Source organism: Burkholderia latens (genome assembly GCF_001718795.1).
Lineage (GTDB): Bacteria > Pseudomonadota > Gammaproteobacteria > Burkholderiales > Burkholderiaceae > Burkholderia > Burkholderia latens_A.
Window position 1 is genome coordinate 28,699 of record NZ_CP013436.1, and the last position, 16,783, is coordinate 45,481.

Consider the following 16,783-nt stretch of genomic DNA (forward strand, 5'->3'; position numbering starts at 1 on the left):
TGAAAACGGTGGGTCAAGATTCGGTGGAAATCAACAGGCGATGAACCGCCCGAGCTCGCCCGGGATCTGCTCCAGCAGCGGCGCGACCTGGGACGGATCGTCGCCGTGCTGATCGGTGAGCGTGTGCGCCACGATCTGCCCGGTGTCGGCATCGACGGCCAGGTGCAGCTTGCGCCAGCGACGGCGCGACTTCACGCCGTGTTTCTCCTGCAACCACTGCCCCGCGCCGTAGACCTGCAACCCGGTACTGTCGACCAGCACATCCAGTGGCCCGTTGGGCAACGGCGCAACGCTGAGCGCGGGGCGCCGCTTGGCGCGCCGGCTCAGCGTGGTGTGATCGGGCACCGGCAGCGTCAGCTTCATCAACCGCAGCACCGAACCGAGCAGGCCTTCGGCTTGCCGCAGCCGCATGCGCAGCGCACTGCCCAACATCAGGGCCGTCTCGATCGCCCGGTCCGAATAACGCGGCTGGCCGCCCGGCGTGGTGCGCCGCGGCGCCCGCCACTGCGCGAGCGCCTCGGGCGTGATCCACAACGTCAGGCTCCCGCGGCTGCGCAGGCCCGCTTCGTACTCCGGCCAGTTCGTTACACGGTGCGCCATCTTCGGGATGTGATGCCGGCGAGCGGCGTTATGCTTGTGCGGCATGCGGCAGGTTTTGAAGGGGCGGGACGTCACTCTATTACCCCAACCTTTCATCAGGCTATCCATGCACCAACGCCCTTCGTTTGCCTTACGCCAGGTTCGCTTTTCAGTGGGGCGGCAACCGTCAATCGGGGTATAAATCAAAATCTCTCTTTAGAATCGGGCACTTTATGCGAGTCGGCATCTCTCCCGTTTGCGGAAATCAGGCCACCATCTATTCCGAGCACGCAGCGTCCGGCACTGCACCGCAGGCACCAACTCCCTGTCGTTCACAACCTGCGGGGCGAAATGCGTTATTCGACAATATGCCGACGCGAGCGTCTCGCGGGACCCGAAGCGACACTTCGGCAGCTTCCACCATTAAGGCATCGCAAGGGATCGAAGCCTCGCAGCCGTCCAGCGATGATGTCTTTGCATGTTTTGTTGAGGCGCGCAAATACTACAAAGGGCAACTGAAAGCGTCGAATAAGATTTATATTAACTCGGCGCAAAAGGTAGTTGGGGTGCCTCCTGAATACTCCAGAGATGGCTCCGCCTTGCTGGGGAATGGCGCGGCATATTATCTAAAAGAAGAGGCTAGAAAAAACTATAGCATATACGGCACCATCAACTATGGCAACCATCTTTTAACTAATGATATTCGATCCGGAAATTGTGGAGAGATGGCGGCGGTGGCCGCCAAAATAATAAGGTCGCGATTTCCCGCGGTAAAGCTTGGGCTTGCTGTGCTAGGGGACGAGGATTTCAACCATGGCTTAGTTATCGTCGGCGACCTCCCGAGGACCACTAACGCCTCACAATGGGAACAAATTGACGAGTCTTTCAATGGACGTATTGTTGATGTCTGGGCCGGGATTTGTTGTCACGTCCGAGAGTACCCTGCTCTCCTAAGGGGAAAACTGTTGAAATGGTCGTCGCAAGAAAAATACCTCGTGACACCCCCGGATCAAAACAGGGAGCGTGTAGTCGCCTTTTATAGAGCTGATGGTGAAAATGGCAAACCGGAAACAACCGTGTGTGGTTACGTAAATCCCGCCGACCCAGGCCTTATTCACGGACTTCTGTACGGTAATTGTCAAATCTCGAGCGTTTAGAGCGAGGTTTCTTCGCTTCCCCTCGTTACGCCGGACTAGGTTGTACAGGTAAGGCCGCGGTTCGGTACTGTCAGGTTGTATGAAGAAGTCGGGCGTTGGTGCATGGATAGCCTGATGAAAGGTTGGGGTAATAGAGTGACGTCCCGCCCCTTCAAAACCTGCCGCATGCCGCACAAGCATAACGCCGCTCGCCGGCATCACATCCCGAAGATGGCGCACCGTGTAACGAACTGGCCGGAGGACGAAGCGGGCCTGCGCAGCCGCGGGAGCCTGACGTTGTGGATCACGCCCGAGGCGCTCGCGCAGTGGCGGGCGCCGCGGCGCACCACGCCGGGCGGCCAGCCGCGTTATTCGGACCGGGCGATCGAGACGGCCCTGATGTTGGGCAGTGCGCTGCTCATGCGGCTGCGGCAAGCCGAAGGCCTGCTCGGTTCGGTGCTGCGGTTGATGAAGCTGACGCTGCCGGTGCCCGATCACACCACGCTGAGCCGGCGCGCCAAGCGGCGCCCCGCGCTCAGCGTTGCGCCGTTGCCCGACGGGCCACTGGACGTGCTGGTCGACAGCACCGGGTTGCAGGTCTACGGCGCGGGGCAGTGGTTGCAGGAGAAACACGGCGTGAAGTCGCGCCGTCGCTGGCGCGAGCTGCATCTGGCCGTCGATGCCGACACCGGGCAGATCGTGGCGCACACTCTCACCGATCAGCACGGCGACGATCCGTCCCAGGTCGCGCCGCTGCTGGAGCAGATCCCGGGCGAGCTCGGGCGGTTCATCGCCGACGGCGCGTATGACGGCGCGCCGACGTACCAGACGGTCACGCGCCACAGCGCGAGCGCGCGGATCGTGATTCCGCCGCGCGCCACGGCCGTGCGCAGTTGCGAGACGGGCCCGCCCACGCAGCGCGATCATCATCTCGAAGCGATCGCGACACAGGGACGGCTCGCCTGGCAGAAGGCCACTGGTTATGGTCGGCGGGCCCTGGTCGAAACCACGATGGGCCGCTACAAGGCGCTGATCGGCGCGCGTCTGCGGGCACGCGACCCCGAGGCTCAACAGAGCGAAGTGGCGATCGGCGTGGCGGTCCTCAACCGCATGCTGGCCGCTGCACGCCCGAACTCCGTCCGCTGTAAGGTGTACGTCGCATAGCCCACGGGGTAAGGGGCGCATTGCGCCCGGCGTCGCCTCCATGCACCAACGCCGCGGCTCACCGTATTTGCGGATTGACGCCTGCAAGTGCTCCACGAGCACGGTCGAACCCTCGCGCAGCGCGATCGACACCAGGTCGTCGCGCATGGTGCGCAGCAGGCGCTCGACCTCGAGCGGCTCGCGCTCGTCCATATCGAAGTAGAGCCGCGCGATCGTCGCGATCGGCAGGCCTTTCACGCGCGCGCGCAGCGCGGTGAATTCGGTGCGCGAGTACGTGCGCGGCGGCGGCAGTTCGAGCTGCTGAGGGCGGTTCGCCATCGGCTACTCGGCGGCCGGAATCGGCGAGCGGCCGCCGCTGCACGCGACCCGCTCGACCCGCGTCCATGCGTTGGCCAATCGCTGCATCGAGGCCGCCGCCAGTTGCGCGTCGAGCTGCACGACGAGGCGCGCGAGCGCGGCGCGCTCGGCGTCGGTCAGCGCGCCGGCGCCAGGCGCCCCGTCACCCGCATCGACGCGCGCGATCAGGTTGGCGAGCACCGTCTCGGCGTCCCGGTACCTCGCGAGGTCCCGATCGCCGCGATCCCGCAGGAAAAACGCCAGGTACACGACGTTCATCAGCGTCGCGATCGGTTCGACGTCGGCATGGCCGGTGCGCAGCGCGGCGAGCGCCAGATGGTGCTTCATCGACAGACGCTGCACGTCGGCGGTCGGCAGCGGCAGAAGCTGTGCCTTGGACAGCGGCCGGCGGCCGCGGGCAATCGATCGAACCATCGGTAGCGGGACTTAGAGCGTGGCTTTGGGCGGCCTGCCGCCCTTCAGCCCGTTGAGTCGGGCCGCCTCGGCTTTCGCGGCCGACGTGACGCGGCCGCGCGCCGACGCGACTACCGAACGCGCGATGTCGAGCGGCACCAGTTGGGCAACCAGTCCCGGAATGCTGACCGACACCTCGGCATCATCAAAAATCAGGCCGTCCCCACCGGGCGTGACATACGGAAACGCCAACGCCTTCTCCGGCACGTCACGCAGCCACTCGGTCTCGCGGGGATTGAAGCGCAGCACCCACCCGCTGCTGTATTGCAGCTCCATCACCCGATCCGAGGGGAGATACCGGGCGCCGATGACATGAGGACGCGCGAGTGCCTGCCGCCCGCGCTCGAGCGCGCGGTCGTAGTCGTGTAGGCTAATCTTCACTGGCATGATCACACCTCCTTAAGCAGCTCAGCGGTCACGCGATGGCCCCAATCGATCTGAGCCGATACGCCCATTCCCGCTACATACACGCCGGTGCCGGCGACGATGACGCCGTCGGGCGTCGCCTGGCCCGCGTGCGGCTCCCACAGCACGATGGTCCCGCCTGGCGCGCCGCACACCGGCGCGTTGTCCAGGCACACGCCGTACTGATGCTGCTGGTATTTCCACCATCCTAGCCGGCACTGGACGCGCTGCGTGAGCACCTCCTGGGCCAGCTGCTGGACGACGCCAAAGGCCGGTGCGTTCCGTTTGGGCTTGATGTCCCATAACGAGACGTCATCCGTGAGCATCGAAAACACGAAGCGCGCCGTCCAGCCCTCCGGGCGGCAAACCGCCGTCACGTGCGGCGGACAATGATCGTGTGGCCAGATGCGCATTTCGATGTTGCCGGTGGTCCACAGCAGCATGGTAAACCTATCTTGTTGGGTTTTTTCTACTGTAGCACGGCGCACCGGCGCGACAAGCGTGACGTGCTCGGTGTTTACCGCGAGCCACGCCGGGTCGGCCGCGGCTGCGCCGGTGCGGGCGGTGCCCGGCGTCCAGACTAAGGGTTTGCCCCTAAAAAGCTGAGCCATAAACCGTAGGGTACGGGTTTTGATCCATTAACTGCAAGTCTGCTAATACAAATTAGCGGACTTGACGGCGCAGCACGGTCACCCGCTCCCGGTCGGCGTGCGACGATGGTCGATCTCGTCGACCGCGCGGGTTCGCCGGCGCCACAAGGCAGTCCCGCGCCCTTCGTCGCGGACAACGTGCCGTCTGCCAAGCAGAGTTATCGGCATTGACGGCGCGCCACAAAAACCCGGCCGCAGCCGGGTTCGCCCGTCGCTCAAGACCGCATGATCAGGTACGCGGCCACGAACGGCAGGTTCGCCGCGGCGATCGCCGCCAGCGGGTGAACCAGCCCGTAACTCGCCGGCCACGCGGCGGAGAGCCCGCGGTCAACGCACGCCAGCGCGATCAGCGCCACGCCGGCCGCGACGCCCCTGCCCCACCCGCTTTCCTTGAACTGCCCTGCTGTCAGATTCATTGTCGAGATCCTCTCGGTTCACGCGGTGGATGCTATCGTGGCGGCCGCTCACGCACCGGGCTCATCGTCCGGCAGTTCGGGGTCCGGCAGGAACGACACCTGTCCGGGCGGGATGACGAAGCTCGGCAACCAGTCGTCGAGCGCCGTACACACATGCTCGTACGCGGCGTCGAGCCCGGAACCCTCCGGTGCATTGGGGGCGTCTGGAAACAGGCGCCGGCCAATCTCGATCATGTCGTCATCGAGGAAGCCGTACCGTCCCTTTTGCAGCATGGTCCACAGCGCATCGTAGCGCTCGGCCTCGAGGGACATCAGACCGACCGACATCGCGTCGGCGATCCGGAATTTCATGTAGCCGATGCACCACTCGAGGAACATCTGCTGGACAGCCGTCATCGGAGTTGTCACTTCGCCATCTCCTTCGCCACGCACACGTCTCGCAGGACGGCCATCGGCATACCTGATGTGCCGGGCGGTCGGCCGGCGCTTATTACTCGCCCCGGGACGCGTTGACCGTGCACACGATGCACGCGGCGAACGTGGCCACCGCAGGTTGGCTCCAGCCGAGTGCGAGGCACCCAACAGTCAACGCGAAGGCAAAAATCGCAGCACCGGCGAATCCGTTCATCCCCGCTCCTATTCTGTTCTCAGGCGCACTGTCGTGCGTCGGTGCTGCCATCGTGCCGCCGGCGGCCGCCACGCCGCGTTACGTCGCCGATCGCAGCCAGTTTTCGACCGGCAGCCCGGCAACGCGGGTGAACTCAGCCGTGTTGTCTGTGACCAGGACCGCGTCGACGGCCAGCGCATGCGCGGCGATCAGCATGTCGTTGGCGCCGATCAGCTGCCCTTGCTTCTCGAGCTCGGCCCGCAACCGCCCGTAGCACCGGTCCGCGTCGGGCTGCAGCGGCAACACGGTCAGGCTCGCGAGCAGCTGCTCGACGCGCTGTGCGAGCGTTGACGAGCCGCGCTTCCAGACGCCGAACCGCAGTTCCGCCGCGACGACGATCGAGGTGCACACTTGCTCCGGCGGGGTTTCTCCGATCCGGGTGGCGCATGCGCCGCGCGGGTCGCGGATCACGTTCGACAAAATGTTGGTATCGAGGAGGTACAGCGTCATTCGATGTCGACCGGTTCAGGCGGAAGGTCCTCGATGTCCGGAAAGGTCTCGTCCAGCGGGGTCCATTGGGCGAACAGCTCGCGCAAGGGCGCGGCCTCTACGGGCTCGATGATCAGGCGCCGGCCTTCCCGGTGGATGGTGACCTCCGAGACCGGCAATTCGAATTCGCGCGGAATCCGCACGGCTTGGCTTCGCCCGTTGCGAAACAGGCGCGCGTGGCGGGTGTCATGGGTTGGCATGGGGTACCTCCAATTCAATCGGGATGGCATATGCCACAGCATATACAAGCCGACGCGAATTCGCAATGCACTCATGTCCATGTCGGCGCATCGATCGATCGGTCTTTCTGCTCGGAGTAAATCACTTGCTGTTGCGGGCCCGTTTCGGTTCAAGTGGGTCTTCGCGGCTTACGCTCCGTGCAGGCTTGTCGGCGCGCAGCCCGCGAAACGACGGGTGACACAACTGTCCGGTCGGCGTCCACTCGAGAAACGCTACTTCGGCAACAAGCACCGGCTTCAGCCAGTGGAACTCGCGATCGGCTTCGGGTTCCGGCGCGCGGACGAACGGCGAGCGCTTGCGGCCCAAGGCTGCAAGGCGGTCTTCGAATTCCCGTGCCTGGCGAGGCGCGAAGCGCGGCGCGACGTGCCCGACGTAACGCAGCTGTCCGCCCTCCTCGTACACGCCGAGCAGAACCGCTCGCACGCCCACGGTGGCGCCCTTACGGCGCGAAAATCCGCCAATGACGAACTCCTGGCGTTTGCTGCATTTGAGTTTAATCCAGCTGTCCGAGGCGTTGGTGCATGGAGGCGACGCCGGGCGCAATGCGCCCCTTACCCCGTGGGCTATGCGGCGTGCACCTTACAGCGGACGGAGTTCGGGCGTGCAGCGGCCAGCATGCGGTTGAGAACCGCCACGCCGATCGCCACTTCGGTCTGTTGAGCCTCGGGGTCGCGTGCCCGCAGACGCGCGCCGATCAGCGCCTTGTAGCGGCCCATCGTGGTTTCGACCCGGGCCCGCCGACCATAACCAGTGGCCTTCTGCCAGGCGAGTCGTCCCTGTGTCGCGATCGCTTCGAGATGATGATCGCGCTGCGTGGGCGGGCCCGTCTCGCAACTGCGCACGGCCGTTGCGCGCGGCGTAATCACGATCCGCGCGCTCGCGCTGTGGCGCGTGACCGTCTGGTACGTCGGCGCGCCGTCATACGCGCCGTCGGCGATGAACCGCCCGAGCTCGCCCGGGATCTGCTCCAGCAGCGGCGCGACCTGGGACGGATCGTCGCCGTGCTGATCGGTGAGAGTGTGCGCCACGATCTGCCCGGTGTCGGCATCGACGGCCAGATGCAGCTTGCGCCAGCGACGGCGCGACTTCACGCCGTGTTTCTCCTGCAACCACTGCCCCGCGCCGTAGGCCTGCAACCCGGTACTGTCGATCAGCACATCCAGTGGCCCGTTGGGCAACGGCGCAACGCTGAGCGCGGGGCGCCGCTTGGCGCGCCGGCTCAGCGTGGTGTGATCGGGCACCGGCAGCGTCAGGCTCATCAACCGCAGCACCGAACCGAGCAGGCCTTCGGCTTGCCGCAGCCGCATGCGCAGCGCACTGCCCAACATCAGCGCCGTCTCGATCGCCCGGTCCGAATAACGCGGCTGGCCGCCCGGCGTGGTGCGCCGCGGCGCCTGCCACTGCGCGAGCGCCTCGGGCGTGATCCACAACGTCAGGCTGCCGCGACTGCGCAGACCCGCTTCGTACTCCGGCCAGTTCGTTACACGGTGCGCCATCTTCGGGATGTGATGCCGGCGAGCGGCGTTATGCTTGTGCGGCATGCGGCAGGTTTTGAAGGGGCGGGGCGTCACTCTATTACCCCAACCTTTCATCAGGCTATCCATGCACCAACGCCCCCCACCCGACAAACCGCCGCGGCTAAACGAAGTGGTACGGCTCGTCGCCAGGCTCGGCGGCTTCCTCGCCCGCAAAGGCGACGGCGAGCCTGGCGTCAAAACCATCTGGCTAGGCATGCAGCGAGTGGTGGATTTTGCTGCCGGCATCAGATACGCGCGCGAGCTTGAGCTGCAGACTTGTGTGTAATGGAATGAGCAGTCGGGTCGGCGCAATGGGTCGTGAGCTCGCTCGACCGCACCAACTCGATTACTTCGCCCGTCAGCTCACCACTTCGCATTACGCAATTTGGCATGTCTGACATATTTCGCATCCGTTGATTGTGCACACTGCCAATATATTCATCAACCGGAACTGGGAACCAGTTGCATTGCAATTCTATGAGTCAGACGTATTCCCATCGCCCACGCTGGTTCGGGTGGGGATAAGAAGGCGATATCTGCATTTCGTATACTGTTACGCCTTTTCGCTCATTGCAAATTCCGCAGCATCAATGGGAGATAGATTATACCGTATCTATATCGTTACTCGCCGCGCATGATTGATCCGCTTGTTCCGCGTTCGTCGGCCTATACGATCTCCTCAACGGAAACTACTTTCTCAACGAACGTGGTGAATGTCGCGACTAAAGCAGGCCCCGATTCTGGGCGCGACATAGTCCGGGGCAAGGGGCGCATTGCGCACAGCGTAGTCTTCGTGCACCAACGCCATGACGAAACATATTTTCGGGCTCGTCAGTGCGCCCCGCCTGATATAGATTCACGATTCCCGTTTGATCGACTTCCCTTTGCATGGTCAGCATCGAAACTAGCAACCAATTAAGCCACTGATATCCATTCGAACCCACAAACCCGTGGTGAATTCATTCCCCAACTAAGTATTCGAGTGAAATTAATCAACAATATATATAGTACGCCGTCGAGTGACAGTGACTCGTCTTCTTCGAGAGAAGAATCCGTATCCGAAGTCGCCAAGCCAGCAAGACAGCCATCTGAGCTTCTTGGCCTCCCAGCCAGGCGTCCAAGCATTGTTCCCCGTGCACTAATTCCGAATTTGAAGACAAATGCAGACATAACTCGGATCGGAAAGCTGGCTATTCCGGTGACTGCCGGCGTGGTTATGCTTAATCCTGAGCGGATTGCATACCCAATGAAATTTGCGGCAATTTCGGCAAACGTTGCCGCGCTCGCTCTGCCACGAGTCTTACGGGATGCGTCGGAAATAAACCGCACGTACGATCTGGAGACCAGTCCGGAAGGAGTCGAGATAACAAAAATGCTAGATAACTTACTCGGCTCCGTTCCTTCATCGGTTCAGATCCGCGGCAAAGATTATCTGGCGGATAACTGGGAGGTTCTACGCGATAGATTTTTTTCTTTAACCAATAAAGATTTCGAAATCTCTTGGCGCGCTGCAAACAGTCTTGCACGAGAATATGGGCTCAACCAGTGCTTCGGTTGCTATACGCAAGAATTTAGCCAGTACGATAAAAGTCGCGCCATGGCTTTGCTCGGACATATAAGCGGAGATCGGAACATCGACGCTGATGGGAGTTTTGAAATATTGAGCAATCACGAATATATGATGTCAGCGAGTAAATTGAATGACGAAGATTTCATATGTCGTTCTCCCGCAACATTGTTTTGGATTAGGCAAACTCCCAGAGGGCGATCGCTATCGCTTTTGTCGATGGATGAGGATCCAGCGATCTTGATCGCTGCCTCAGCAATGAACAGCGTCGGTATAGAGGAGAGTAGATATGAGGGAATTATATATTCCGCACTGGCGCACGTTGATATTGACGATCCCAAAAAATCTGCAGAACATAAAGCCATATCTTTACTCGAGAAGGGGGAAACGCATAGACAAGTTATGCTATCTCTCATTGAAGACTTCAAGAAAAATCCGGAAACTACCCATCACGTAAAATTTGCCGAATTCGCACTTGGAAGTGTTGATCATATGCCAAATGCAGAATTTAAAAAATTCATTCGTGGCTTTGTTGATCGCGATGCGTGACGGTATTGTCGGGACCGGGTTCCGATTGGTGTCAATAACGGCGTTGGTGCATGGAGGCGCCGCCGGGCGCAATGCGCCCCTTACCCCGTGGGCTATGCGGCGTGCACCTTACAGCGAACGGACTTCGGGCGTGCCGCGGCCAGCATGCGGTTGAGCACCGCCACGCCGATCGCCACTTCGGTCTGCTGAGCCTCGGGATCGCGTGCCCGCAGACGCGCGCCGATCAGCGCCTTGTAGCGGCCCATCGTGGTTTCGACCAGGGCCCGCCGGCCATAACCGCTCGCCTTCTGCCAGGCCAGCCGCCCCTGTGCCGCGATCGATTCGAGATGGCGGTCACGCTGCGTGGGCGGCCCGGTCTCGCAGCTGCGCACGGCGCTCGAGCGCGGTGGAATCACGATCTGCGCGCTCGCGCTGTGGCGCGTGACCGTCTGGTACGTCGGGGCACCGTCATGCGCGCCGTCGGCGATGAACCGCCCGAGCTCGCCCGGGATCTGATCCAGCAGCGGCGCGACCTGGGACGGATCGTCGCCGTCCTGATCGGTGAGCGTGTGCGCCACGATCTGCCCGGTGTCGGCATCGACGGCCAGATGCAGCTTGCGCCAGCTGCGGCGCGACTTCACACCGTGTTTCTCCTGCAGCCACTGCCCCGCACCGTAGACCTGCAGCCCGGTGCTGTCGACCAGCAGGTCCAGTGGACCGTCGGGCAATGGTGCAACGCTGAGCGCGGGGCGCCGCTTCGCGCGCCGGCTCAGCGTGGTGTGATCGGGCACCGGCAGCGTCAGGCTCATCAGCCGCAGCACCGAACCGAGCAGGCCTTCGGCTTGCCGCAGCCGCATGCGCAGCGCACTGCCCAACATCAGCGCGGTCTCGATCGCCCGGTCCGAATAACGCGGCTGGCCGCCCGGCGTGGTGCGCCGCGGCGCCCGCCACTGCGCGAGCGCCTCGGGCGTGATCCACACCGTCAGGCTGCCCCGGCTGCGCAGGCCCGCTTCGTACTCAGGCCAGTTCGTCACGCGGTGCGCCATCTTCGGGATGTGATGCCGGCGAGCGGCGTTATGCTTGTGCGGCATGCGGCAGGTTCTCAAGGGGCGGGGCGTCACTCTATTACCCCAACCTTTCATCGCGCTATCCGTGCACCAACGCCCATGTCCGGTACTTCATGAATCATCCGCTCCTTCAGCGGACAACCACTGAAATCCCCTCGAAACTAGCAACCAGTTGATAGTGATGCAATCGAGGGAGCGAGATTGATCTCGCAGGTTGAGGCGTAAGCGCGAACCCAAAGGCGTCCTTTACTCGCGAACAATCAAGCCGGCTATGCGACATGTGAGTTCGGGACAGCGGTAGTAGTTCATGCGCGCGGATTTTGCCCGGGATCGTAAAAAAGCTCCTGAAGGAAGGCCGAGACAAATAACCGTGAATCCTGAAGCCCGCTACCGTCGGTCACATCCTCGTGGCGATGCAAGAGAGCCGCGTGGCCATCTTGGATACGGTTACTTTGCTGGATATAATTTTCCAGTAGCATCCGCGTTTCCGGCGTGTCAAATTTCATGAACGTTGGAACGGCTGGCATCGAATATCCAAAATCCTTAGCGTGGCCTAATTGCCGCATGCGTGCCTTGACCCACCCATCTAGTCGATTATTCTGCTCTGCGATGGCTGATTTCTGCACGGGATCCCCGTTGATGGAGAGCGTATGCGCGACGGCATTTTCCCGTCCGTAGCCGAGCAAGATCGCTGTGAGTTCACCGTCCTCGGAATAGTTCTTTGTTTTGAGGCGAGGTAAGACATGCTGGTGCAGAATCTGCTCGCTACTCTCTCCTCCAGTCAGATTGAAGCGAGAAACAAAGAAGGATTTGTTGGCGGTAATAACGCTGGCGGTATTTCTCAGGTTGACGAGGTATCCATATTGTTCATCCTCTGGCAATTCTACATTCTTCGATGATGGAACAAGAGTAAATCCCGGCTTTACTCCTCCAAGACGCGCGCAGGTTGTCATATCTTTCCAGATACCTTCTTCTGCTTTCTCCTCTAGATAGAATGCTGGTTTGGATCCCCAGACCAAGTGACCGAGGCCATTATGCATGAGGTCGTGACTAATATCCTGCACGGCCTCGTTCGGCAGCATGCCATGCCATACCGAAGACATTTCCATCAACAATGGATCGGCATGACTTCGAGCACTGGAAACCCCCTCTGATCTGCGATTGCCCAATCTGTGAGATCTAGCAGCAGCAGATGATGATGGCGGCCTGGGCTGCAGATGCGCCAATACAGTATCTTTTGGCGCCTGACGTGTGGGCTGGGCACGGGATGAAGAGGTATTTCCGGAGAGTGCATTTGGGTCGGCAACAGGTGCATACGAACTGCCGGATGTTGATGACGTGCGATTGATGTCCATTTAAACGAGGTAAGCCTAATTGGAGGTCACTGGGGATTGCGCATTAATGGAAGGTTTTTCTGCGAGGATTCACTGGGCTGTGTCACTGGAAAATTCCACGGCAGTAGCGCCTCGTAGTCATCGGCCGTTTGCGCATGAGGTAGCCTGATGAACAGATCCTTCAGGTACGCATACGGCTCGATGCCACTGGCCCTGCACGTCTCGATGAGCGAATACAGGTTCATCGAGGCCTTCGCGCCGCGCACGGTGTCGGCGAACAGCCATGCCTTGCGGCCGACGACAAACGGCCTTATCGCGTTCTCGCAGGCGTTGTTCGAGATCGGCCACGCGCCGTTTTCCACGTAGCGGATCAGTTTCGGACATTGCCCTTGCAGGTAATGCAGCGCCTGGCCGAGTTTGCCCTGCGGCAGCACTGCGTGCACGTTCGCGAGCAGCAGTGCTTCGAGGCGTGCGAGCACGGGGCGGCTCTCACGCTGCCGCAGGTCGTACCGCGCGGCATCGGTTGCGTCCTTCGCTCGTGCCTCGATCGCGAACAGCTCGCCGATCAGCGCGACGAACTGGCCAGGCAGTGAACCGGCGCGCTTCTCTTTGGGCAGCACCGCCTCGGCCTCGACAAAGTAGCGCCGTGCGTGCGCCCAGCAGCCCAGATGCACGAGTCCGTTCACGCGTGCGACCTCGTCGTATGGTGCGTAGCCGTCGGTCATCAGCACCGCGCCCGGGCGCACGCCCGCATACAGATCCGCCGCCTGTGCGGTGCTGCGCGTCGGACTATAGCCGAACAGGCGAACCGGCGGCCCGGTGCCGTTCATCTGCACCCACACGAAGCTCTTCGCCTGCGCGGCCCGGCCGGGTTCCTTGAGCACCTGCACGGTGGTTTCATCACCGTACTGGATTTCACTGTCGAGCAGGATGTCGCGCATCAGGTTGATCAGCGGCTGCACCGCGACGCCTAGCCGGATCACGGTGGCCGCCAGCGTGCCGCGCGAGATGTCGCCACCAATGCGCCGCAGAATCGCCGCCACGCGATACAGCGGCAGCCCGTCGACGAACTTCGCCACCACGAACCACGCGAGCGCTGCTTCGGTAAAGAGGCTGCGCGGGATGATGCGCGCCGATGCCGGTGCGGTGCGCATGCCCTGATCGCAGGTGGGGCACGCATAGACCGGATACTCGTGGCGGATCACGCGGATCTGCTCGGGCACGATGTCGAGTTGCTCGCGCACCCGCACATCGATCTGCACGAGCGTCGAGCCGTCGTGTTCGCAGGTACGTTCAGCTTCGCTCAGGTCATGGCGCACCGTCACGCGCGGCAGCGCCGGATCGAGCGGACGGCGGCCGCGCCGCGTGCGCTGGTGCGCACCGACCGCGACCTTGCCATCGCTCTCCCGCTCGGGTTCCGCGCCGTCCGCAAGCGCCTCGGCCTCGTCGAAGAACAGGTCGCGCTGGCGCGGATCACGCGCCTCGCTCTTCGCGGCGAACAGCCGCCGCTGGAACAGCTTCAGACGCTCGTGATAGAGGTCGCGCTCGGTGGTCACCACGCGCAGTTCGGCGCGCAGGTTCGCGCGTTCCTCGAGCAGCGTGTTGCGCTGACTGACGACTTCGTCCCGTTCGAGAACGGCAGCATCGCGCCCGGCAAGGAGCGCGTCATACTGTTCGGCGGTGAGCGTGACGTTGGACATTGCGGCATTAGACCGCCATCATGTTCAGCGTTCTATCCCGCCGTGCGGTAACTTCGCTTCGGGTGACGTTTCATCGCATCGAGATTGATCCCATCAAGCAGCCATTCCAGCTGCTCGACACTCAGCTCGATCACCGGCTGCTCGCGGCGGGGCCAGATAAACCGGTCCGCCTCGAGCCGCTTCAGCAGGAGCCAGAAGCCGTTTTTATCCCACAACTGGTTGCTAGTTTCGAGGGGATTTCAGTGGTTGTCCGCTGAAGGAGCGGATGATTCATGAAGTACCGGACATGGCAAGATTCGTGCTGCGAAGGGATGGCGCGGCAGGCGAAGTGATCGGGCTGGTGTGGTCGAGCGAGGTCACGGCGCGTTGCGCCGGCCAGACGGCTGCCCGCGGCGCGCGAACCCGGATCAGCGGCGGCAGTAGTGCCGCAGGTTGATCATCGTGTAGGCCAGCGTCTTGAGCGCATAGTGCACGTCACTGATGCGTTCGAAGCGCAGCAGCAGACGGCGGAACGTGTCTTCCCAGGCAAACACGCGTTCGATGGTTCTAAAGCGCTCCGCGAAGACGGCTGCATCGAAATGCCGCCTGCGACCCCGCTTCGGTGTTTTGCGCCCGCGCGCATTCTCCGGGATGTTCGGAGTCATGCCGCGGTTGAAGATCGCCTTGCGGTTTTCGCGGCAGTCGTAGACGCCATCCAGACTGACGGTTGAGCCTTGCAGGTCTGCGCCGATGGCACGGGCCATGGCGGTGAGTCTGGGCAGCGCGTCGCGCAACAGGGGCGATTCGTTGCGGTTGCCTGGCGCCGTCACGAACGGCGCGATGATGTTGCAGTTGCGATCGCAGAAGGCCACCACCTTGTCGCCCTTGAGGTGCTTGTGCCCGCTGTAACCGAGGTTGTCGCCGCCTTTCTTTGCCGCCGTCGTCGTGCCGTCGCCGTGGATGGTCGAGAGGTCGAGGAGCTGGTCATGGTGGAGTTGATCAACTGAGCCCGCAAAGACCCGGTCGATGCTGCCGTCGGCCTGCCAGCGTCGCATCATTCGGTAGATGCGTGTGGGGTGGATTTCAGGCAGCCCGTTTGCATTCGTTTCGATCGGCAGCATCTTCCACTGGCACCCCATATAGAGCGCCTGCAGGATGTAGTTGAAGATCTTCTGCAACGGCAATGTCGGCGGCGGCCCGCGCCGGCCCCGGCTCAGATGCGGCAAGACAAATTGCTCGAACTGCGCTTCACTCAATTTCGTCGGAATCGCCTGCCGTCCATGGTTTCCAGCCATTTTCGCATCCGCAAACCCTTGACTTTAACCGGTCCGCCCTCGCCAACCCCGCAAGCCAGTCCCGATGCGGCTCGCAGACAAATTCGGCCACTTCGGAAAACCCGCAATCAGTTGATGGATAGCCTGATGAAAGGTTGGGGTAATAGAGTGACGCCCCGCCCCTTGAGAACCTGCCGCATGCCGCACAAGCATAACGCCGCTCGCCGGCATCACATCCCGAAGATAACGCACCGTGTAACGAACTGGCCGGAGTACGAAGCGGGTCTGCGCAGTCGCGGCAGCCTGACGTTGTGGATCACGCCCGAGGCGCTCGCGCAGTGGCAGGCGCCGCGGCGCACCACGCCGGGCGGCCAGCCGCGTTATTCGGACCGGGCGATCGAGACGGCGCTGATGTTGGGCAGTGCGTTGCGCATGCGGCTGCGGCAAGCCGAAGGCCTGCTCGGTTCGGTGCTGCGGCTGATGAGCCTGACGCTGCCGGTCCCCGATCACACCACGCTGAGCCGGCGCGCCAAGCGGCGCCCCGCGCTCAGCGTTGCGCCGTTGCCCAACGGGCCACTGGATGTGCTGATCGACAGTACCGGGTTGCAGGCCTACGGCGCGGGGCAGTGGTTGCAGGAGAAACACGGCGTGAAGTCGCGCCGTCGCTGGCGCAAGCTGCATCTGGCCGTCGATGCCGACACCGGGCAGATCGTGGCGCACACTCTCACCGATCAGCACGGCGACGATCCGTCCCAGGTCGCGCCGCTGCTGGAGCAGATCCCGGGCGAGCTCGGGCGGTTCATCGCCGACGGCGCGTATGACGGCGCGCCGACGTACCAGACGGTCACGCGCCACAGCGCGAGCGCGCGGATCGTGATTACGCCGCGCGCAACGGCCGTGCGCAGTTGCGAGACGGGCCCGCCCACGCAGCGCGATCATCATCTCGAAGCGATCGCGACACAGGGACGACTCGCCTGGCAGAAGGCCACTGGTTATGGTCGGCGGGCCCGGGTCGAAACCACGATGGGCCGCTACAAGGCGCTGATCGGCGCGCGTCTGCGGGCACGCGACCCCGAGGCTCAACAGAGCGAAGTGGCGATCGGCGTGGCGGTTCTCAACCGCATGCTGGCCGCTGCACGCCCGAACTCCGTCCGCTGTAAGGTGCACGCCGCATAGCCCACGGGGTAAGGGGCGCATTGCGCCCGGCGTCGCCTCCATGCACCAACGCCAGAAATATGGGCGTTGGTGCACGGATAGCGCG

The 16,783-nt window shown here is 62.5% G+C and carries 18 protein-coding genes and 3 pseudogenes; 5 read left to right on the forward strand and 16 right to left on the reverse strand.

Annotated elements, in window-relative coordinates; all coding sequences use genetic code 11:
• Positions 1-36 precede the first annotated feature (36 nt).
• Positions 37-645, reverse strand: a pseudogene (locus WK25_RS15625) (IS5 family transposase); the annotation flags it as partial.
• Between the two features lie 167 nt (positions 646-812).
• Between WK25_RS15625 and WK25_RS31270 the strand changes: the two are divergent.
• Complete coding sequence (locus WK25_RS31270; RefSeq protein WP_156789042.1) at positions 813-1,736, forward strand: hypothetical protein; 924 nt, start codon at positions 813-815, stop codon at positions 1,734-1,736.
• Between the two features lie 165 nt (positions 1,737-1,901).
• Positions 1,902-2,879, forward strand: a complete 978-nt coding sequence (locus tag WK25_RS15630) for an IS5 family transposase (protein WP_069242035.1) — start codon at positions 1,902-1,904, stop codon at positions 2,877-2,879.
• A 51-nt stretch (positions 2,880-2,930) separates the two neighbouring features.
• On the opposite strand, the pseudogene WK25_RS32080 reads toward WK25_RS15630, so the two are convergent.
• The 10 genes and pseudogenes from WK25_RS32080 to WK25_RS15675 all read right to left on the reverse strand — a co-directional run.
• A pseudogene (locus WK25_RS32080) lies at positions 2,931-3,197 on the reverse strand (integrase); the annotation flags it as partial.
• Between the two features lie 3 nt (positions 3,198-3,200).
• A complete protein-coding gene (locus WK25_RS15635; protein WP_069242036.1) occupies positions 3,201-3,650 on the reverse strand; it encodes a hypothetical protein in 450 nt (149 codons plus the stop codon).
• Between the two features lie 12 nt (positions 3,651-3,662).
• Positions 3,663-4,076: a DUF2442 domain-containing protein gene (locus tag WK25_RS15640; RefSeq protein ID WP_069242037.1), complete on the reverse strand. Its 414-nt coding sequence runs from the start codon at positions 4,074-4,076 to the stop codon at positions 3,663-3,665.
• Positions 4,077-4,078: 2 nt separating this feature from the next.
• On the reverse strand, positions 4,079-4,537 hold the full coding sequence (locus WK25_RS15645) for a hypothetical protein (protein WP_156789043.1): 459 nt from the start codon (positions 4,535-4,537) through the stop codon (positions 4,079-4,081).
• 422 nt (positions 4,538-4,959) lie between these two features.
• On the reverse strand, positions 4,960-5,160 hold the full coding sequence (locus WK25_RS15650) for a hypothetical protein (protein ID WP_069242039.1): 201 nt from the start codon (positions 5,158-5,160) through the stop codon (positions 4,960-4,962).
• 48 nt (positions 5,161-5,208) lie between these two features.
• Positions 5,209-5,568 carry a hypothetical protein gene (locus WK25_RS15655; protein WP_236857827.1) on the reverse strand — a complete coding sequence of 120 codons (360 nt, stop codon included), beginning with the start codon at positions 5,566-5,568 and terminating at the stop codon, positions 5,209-5,211.
• A gap of 298 nt (positions 5,569-5,866) precedes the next feature.
• On the reverse strand, positions 5,867-6,277 hold the full coding sequence (locus WK25_RS15660; RefSeq protein ID WP_011695140.1) for a type II toxin-antitoxin system VapC family toxin: 411 nt from the start codon (positions 6,275-6,277) through the stop codon (positions 5,867-5,869).
• Positions 6,274-6,516 (reverse strand): antitoxin, encoded by a 243-nt coding sequence (locus tag WK25_RS15665; protein WP_059569609.1) that lies wholly within the window; start codon positions 6,514-6,516, stop codon positions 6,274-6,276. Before WK25_RS15665 ends, WK25_RS15660 begins: the two co-directional genes overlap by 4 nt.
• Positions 6,517-6,637: 121 nt before the next feature.
• A complete protein-coding gene (locus WK25_RS15670) occupies positions 6,638-7,099 on the reverse strand; it encodes a hypothetical protein (protein ID WP_226209537.1) in 462 nt (153 codons plus the stop codon).
• A 20-nt stretch (positions 7,100-7,119) separates the two neighbouring features.
• Positions 7,120-8,097 carry an IS5 family transposase gene (locus WK25_RS15675; protein ID WP_069242041.1) on the reverse strand — a complete coding sequence of 326 codons (978 nt, stop codon included), beginning with the start codon at positions 8,095-8,097 and terminating at the stop codon, positions 7,120-7,122.
• A 76-nt stretch (positions 8,098-8,173) separates the two neighbouring features.
• Here WK25_RS15675 and WK25_RS15680 point away from each other — a divergent pair.
• Positions 8,174-8,359: pseudogene (locus WK25_RS15680) on the forward strand (IS4 family transposase); the annotation flags it as partial.
• A gap of 912 nt (positions 8,360-9,271) precedes the next feature.
• Positions 9,272-10,189 (forward strand): hypothetical protein, encoded by a 918-nt coding sequence (locus tag WK25_RS31275; protein WP_156789044.1) that lies wholly within the window; start codon positions 9,272-9,274, stop codon positions 10,187-10,189.
• A gap of 92 nt (positions 10,190-10,281) precedes the next feature.
• Here the strand turns inward: WK25_RS31275 and WK25_RS15685 are convergent, their stop codons facing one another.
• From WK25_RS15685 to WK25_RS15710, 5 genes are all read right to left on the reverse strand, one after another.
• Positions 10,282-11,259 (reverse strand): IS5 family transposase, encoded by a 978-nt coding sequence (locus tag WK25_RS15685; protein ID WP_069242019.1) that lies wholly within the window; start codon positions 11,257-11,259, stop codon positions 10,282-10,284.
• 281 nt (positions 11,260-11,540) lie between these two features.
• Positions 11,541-12,590, reverse strand: a complete 1,050-nt coding sequence (locus WK25_RS31280) for a hypothetical protein (RefSeq protein ID WP_156789045.1) — start codon at positions 12,588-12,590, stop codon at positions 11,541-11,543.
• Between the two features lie 26 nt (positions 12,591-12,616).
• Entirely contained in the window at positions 12,617-14,269 is a 1,653-nt protein-coding gene (gene tnpC, locus WK25_RS15695) for an IS66 family transposase (RefSeq protein WP_069242044.1), read from the reverse strand.
• Positions 14,270-14,301: 32 nt separating this feature from the next.
• On the reverse strand, positions 14,302-14,484 hold the full coding sequence (tnpB, locus tag WK25_RS32425; protein WP_083253026.1) for an IS66 family insertion sequence element accessory protein TnpB: 183 nt from the start codon (positions 14,482-14,484) through the stop codon (positions 14,302-14,304).
• A 192-nt stretch (positions 14,485-14,676) separates the two neighbouring features.
• On the reverse strand, positions 14,677-15,543 hold the full coding sequence (locus WK25_RS15710) for an IS5 family transposase (protein WP_083253021.1): 867 nt from the start codon (positions 15,541-15,543) through the stop codon (positions 14,677-14,679).
• A gap of 177 nt (positions 15,544-15,720) precedes the next feature.
• Between WK25_RS15710 and WK25_RS15715 the strand changes: the two genes are divergently transcribed.
• Positions 15,721-16,698: an IS5 family transposase gene (locus WK25_RS15715; protein ID WP_069242045.1), complete on the forward strand. Its 978-nt coding sequence runs from the start codon at positions 15,721-15,723 to the stop codon at positions 16,696-16,698.
• Positions 16,699-16,783: the final 85 nt, after the last annotated feature.

Bases quoted from the DNA above. Each gene is read 5' to 3' on its own strand.
- WK25_RS15640 (WP_069242037.1), bottom strand. From the start codon at position 4,076: ATGCCAGTGAAGATTAGCCTACACGACTACGACCGCGCGCTCGAGCGC.
- tnpC (WP_069242044.1), bottom strand. From the start codon at position 14,269: ATGTCCAACGTCACGCTCACCGCCGAACAGTATGACGCGCTCCTTGCC.
- WK25_RS15635 (WP_069242036.1), bottom strand. From the start codon at position 3,650: ATGGTTCGATCGATTGCCCGCGGCCGCCGGCCGCTGTCCAAGGCACAG.
- WK25_RS15685 (WP_069242019.1), bottom strand. From the start codon at position 11,259: ATGCCGCACAAGCATAACGCCGCTCGCCGGCATCACATCCCGAAGATG.
- WK25_RS31280 (WP_156789045.1), bottom strand. From the start codon at position 12,590: ATGGACATCAATCGCACGTCATCAACATCCGGCAGTTCGTATGCACCT.
- WK25_RS15715 (WP_069242045.1), top strand. From the start codon at position 15,721: ATGCCGCACAAGCATAACGCCGCTCGCCGGCATCACATCCCGAAGATA.
- WK25_RS15665 (WP_059569609.1), bottom strand. From the start codon at position 6,516: ATGCCAACCCATGACACCCGCCACGCGCGCCTGTTTCGCAACGGGCGA.
- WK25_RS15645 (WP_156789043.1), bottom strand. From the start codon at position 4,537: ATGCTGCTGTGGACCACCGGCAACATCGAAATGCGCATCTGGCCACAC.
- WK25_RS15710 (WP_083253021.1), bottom strand. From the start codon at position 15,543: ATGGCTGGAAACCATGGACGGCAGGCGATTCCGACGAAATTGAGTGAA.
- WK25_RS15650 (WP_069242039.1), bottom strand. From the start codon at position 5,160: ATGAATCTGACAGCAGGGCAGTTCAAGGAAAGCGGGTGGGGCAGGGGC.
- WK25_RS15630 (WP_069242035.1), top strand. From the start codon at position 1,902: ATGCCGCACAAGCATAACGCCGCTCGCCGGCATCACATCCCGAAGATG.
- WK25_RS31270 (WP_156789042.1), top strand. From the start codon at position 813: ATGCGAGTCGGCATCTCTCCCGTTTGCGGAAATCAGGCCACCATCTAT.
- WK25_RS15660 (WP_011695140.1), bottom strand. From the start codon at position 6,277: ATGACGCTGTACCTCCTCGATACCAACATTTTGTCGAACGTGATCCGC.
- WK25_RS15675 (WP_069242041.1), bottom strand. From the start codon at position 8,097: ATGCCGCACAAGCATAACGCCGCTCGCCGGCATCACATCCCGAAGATG.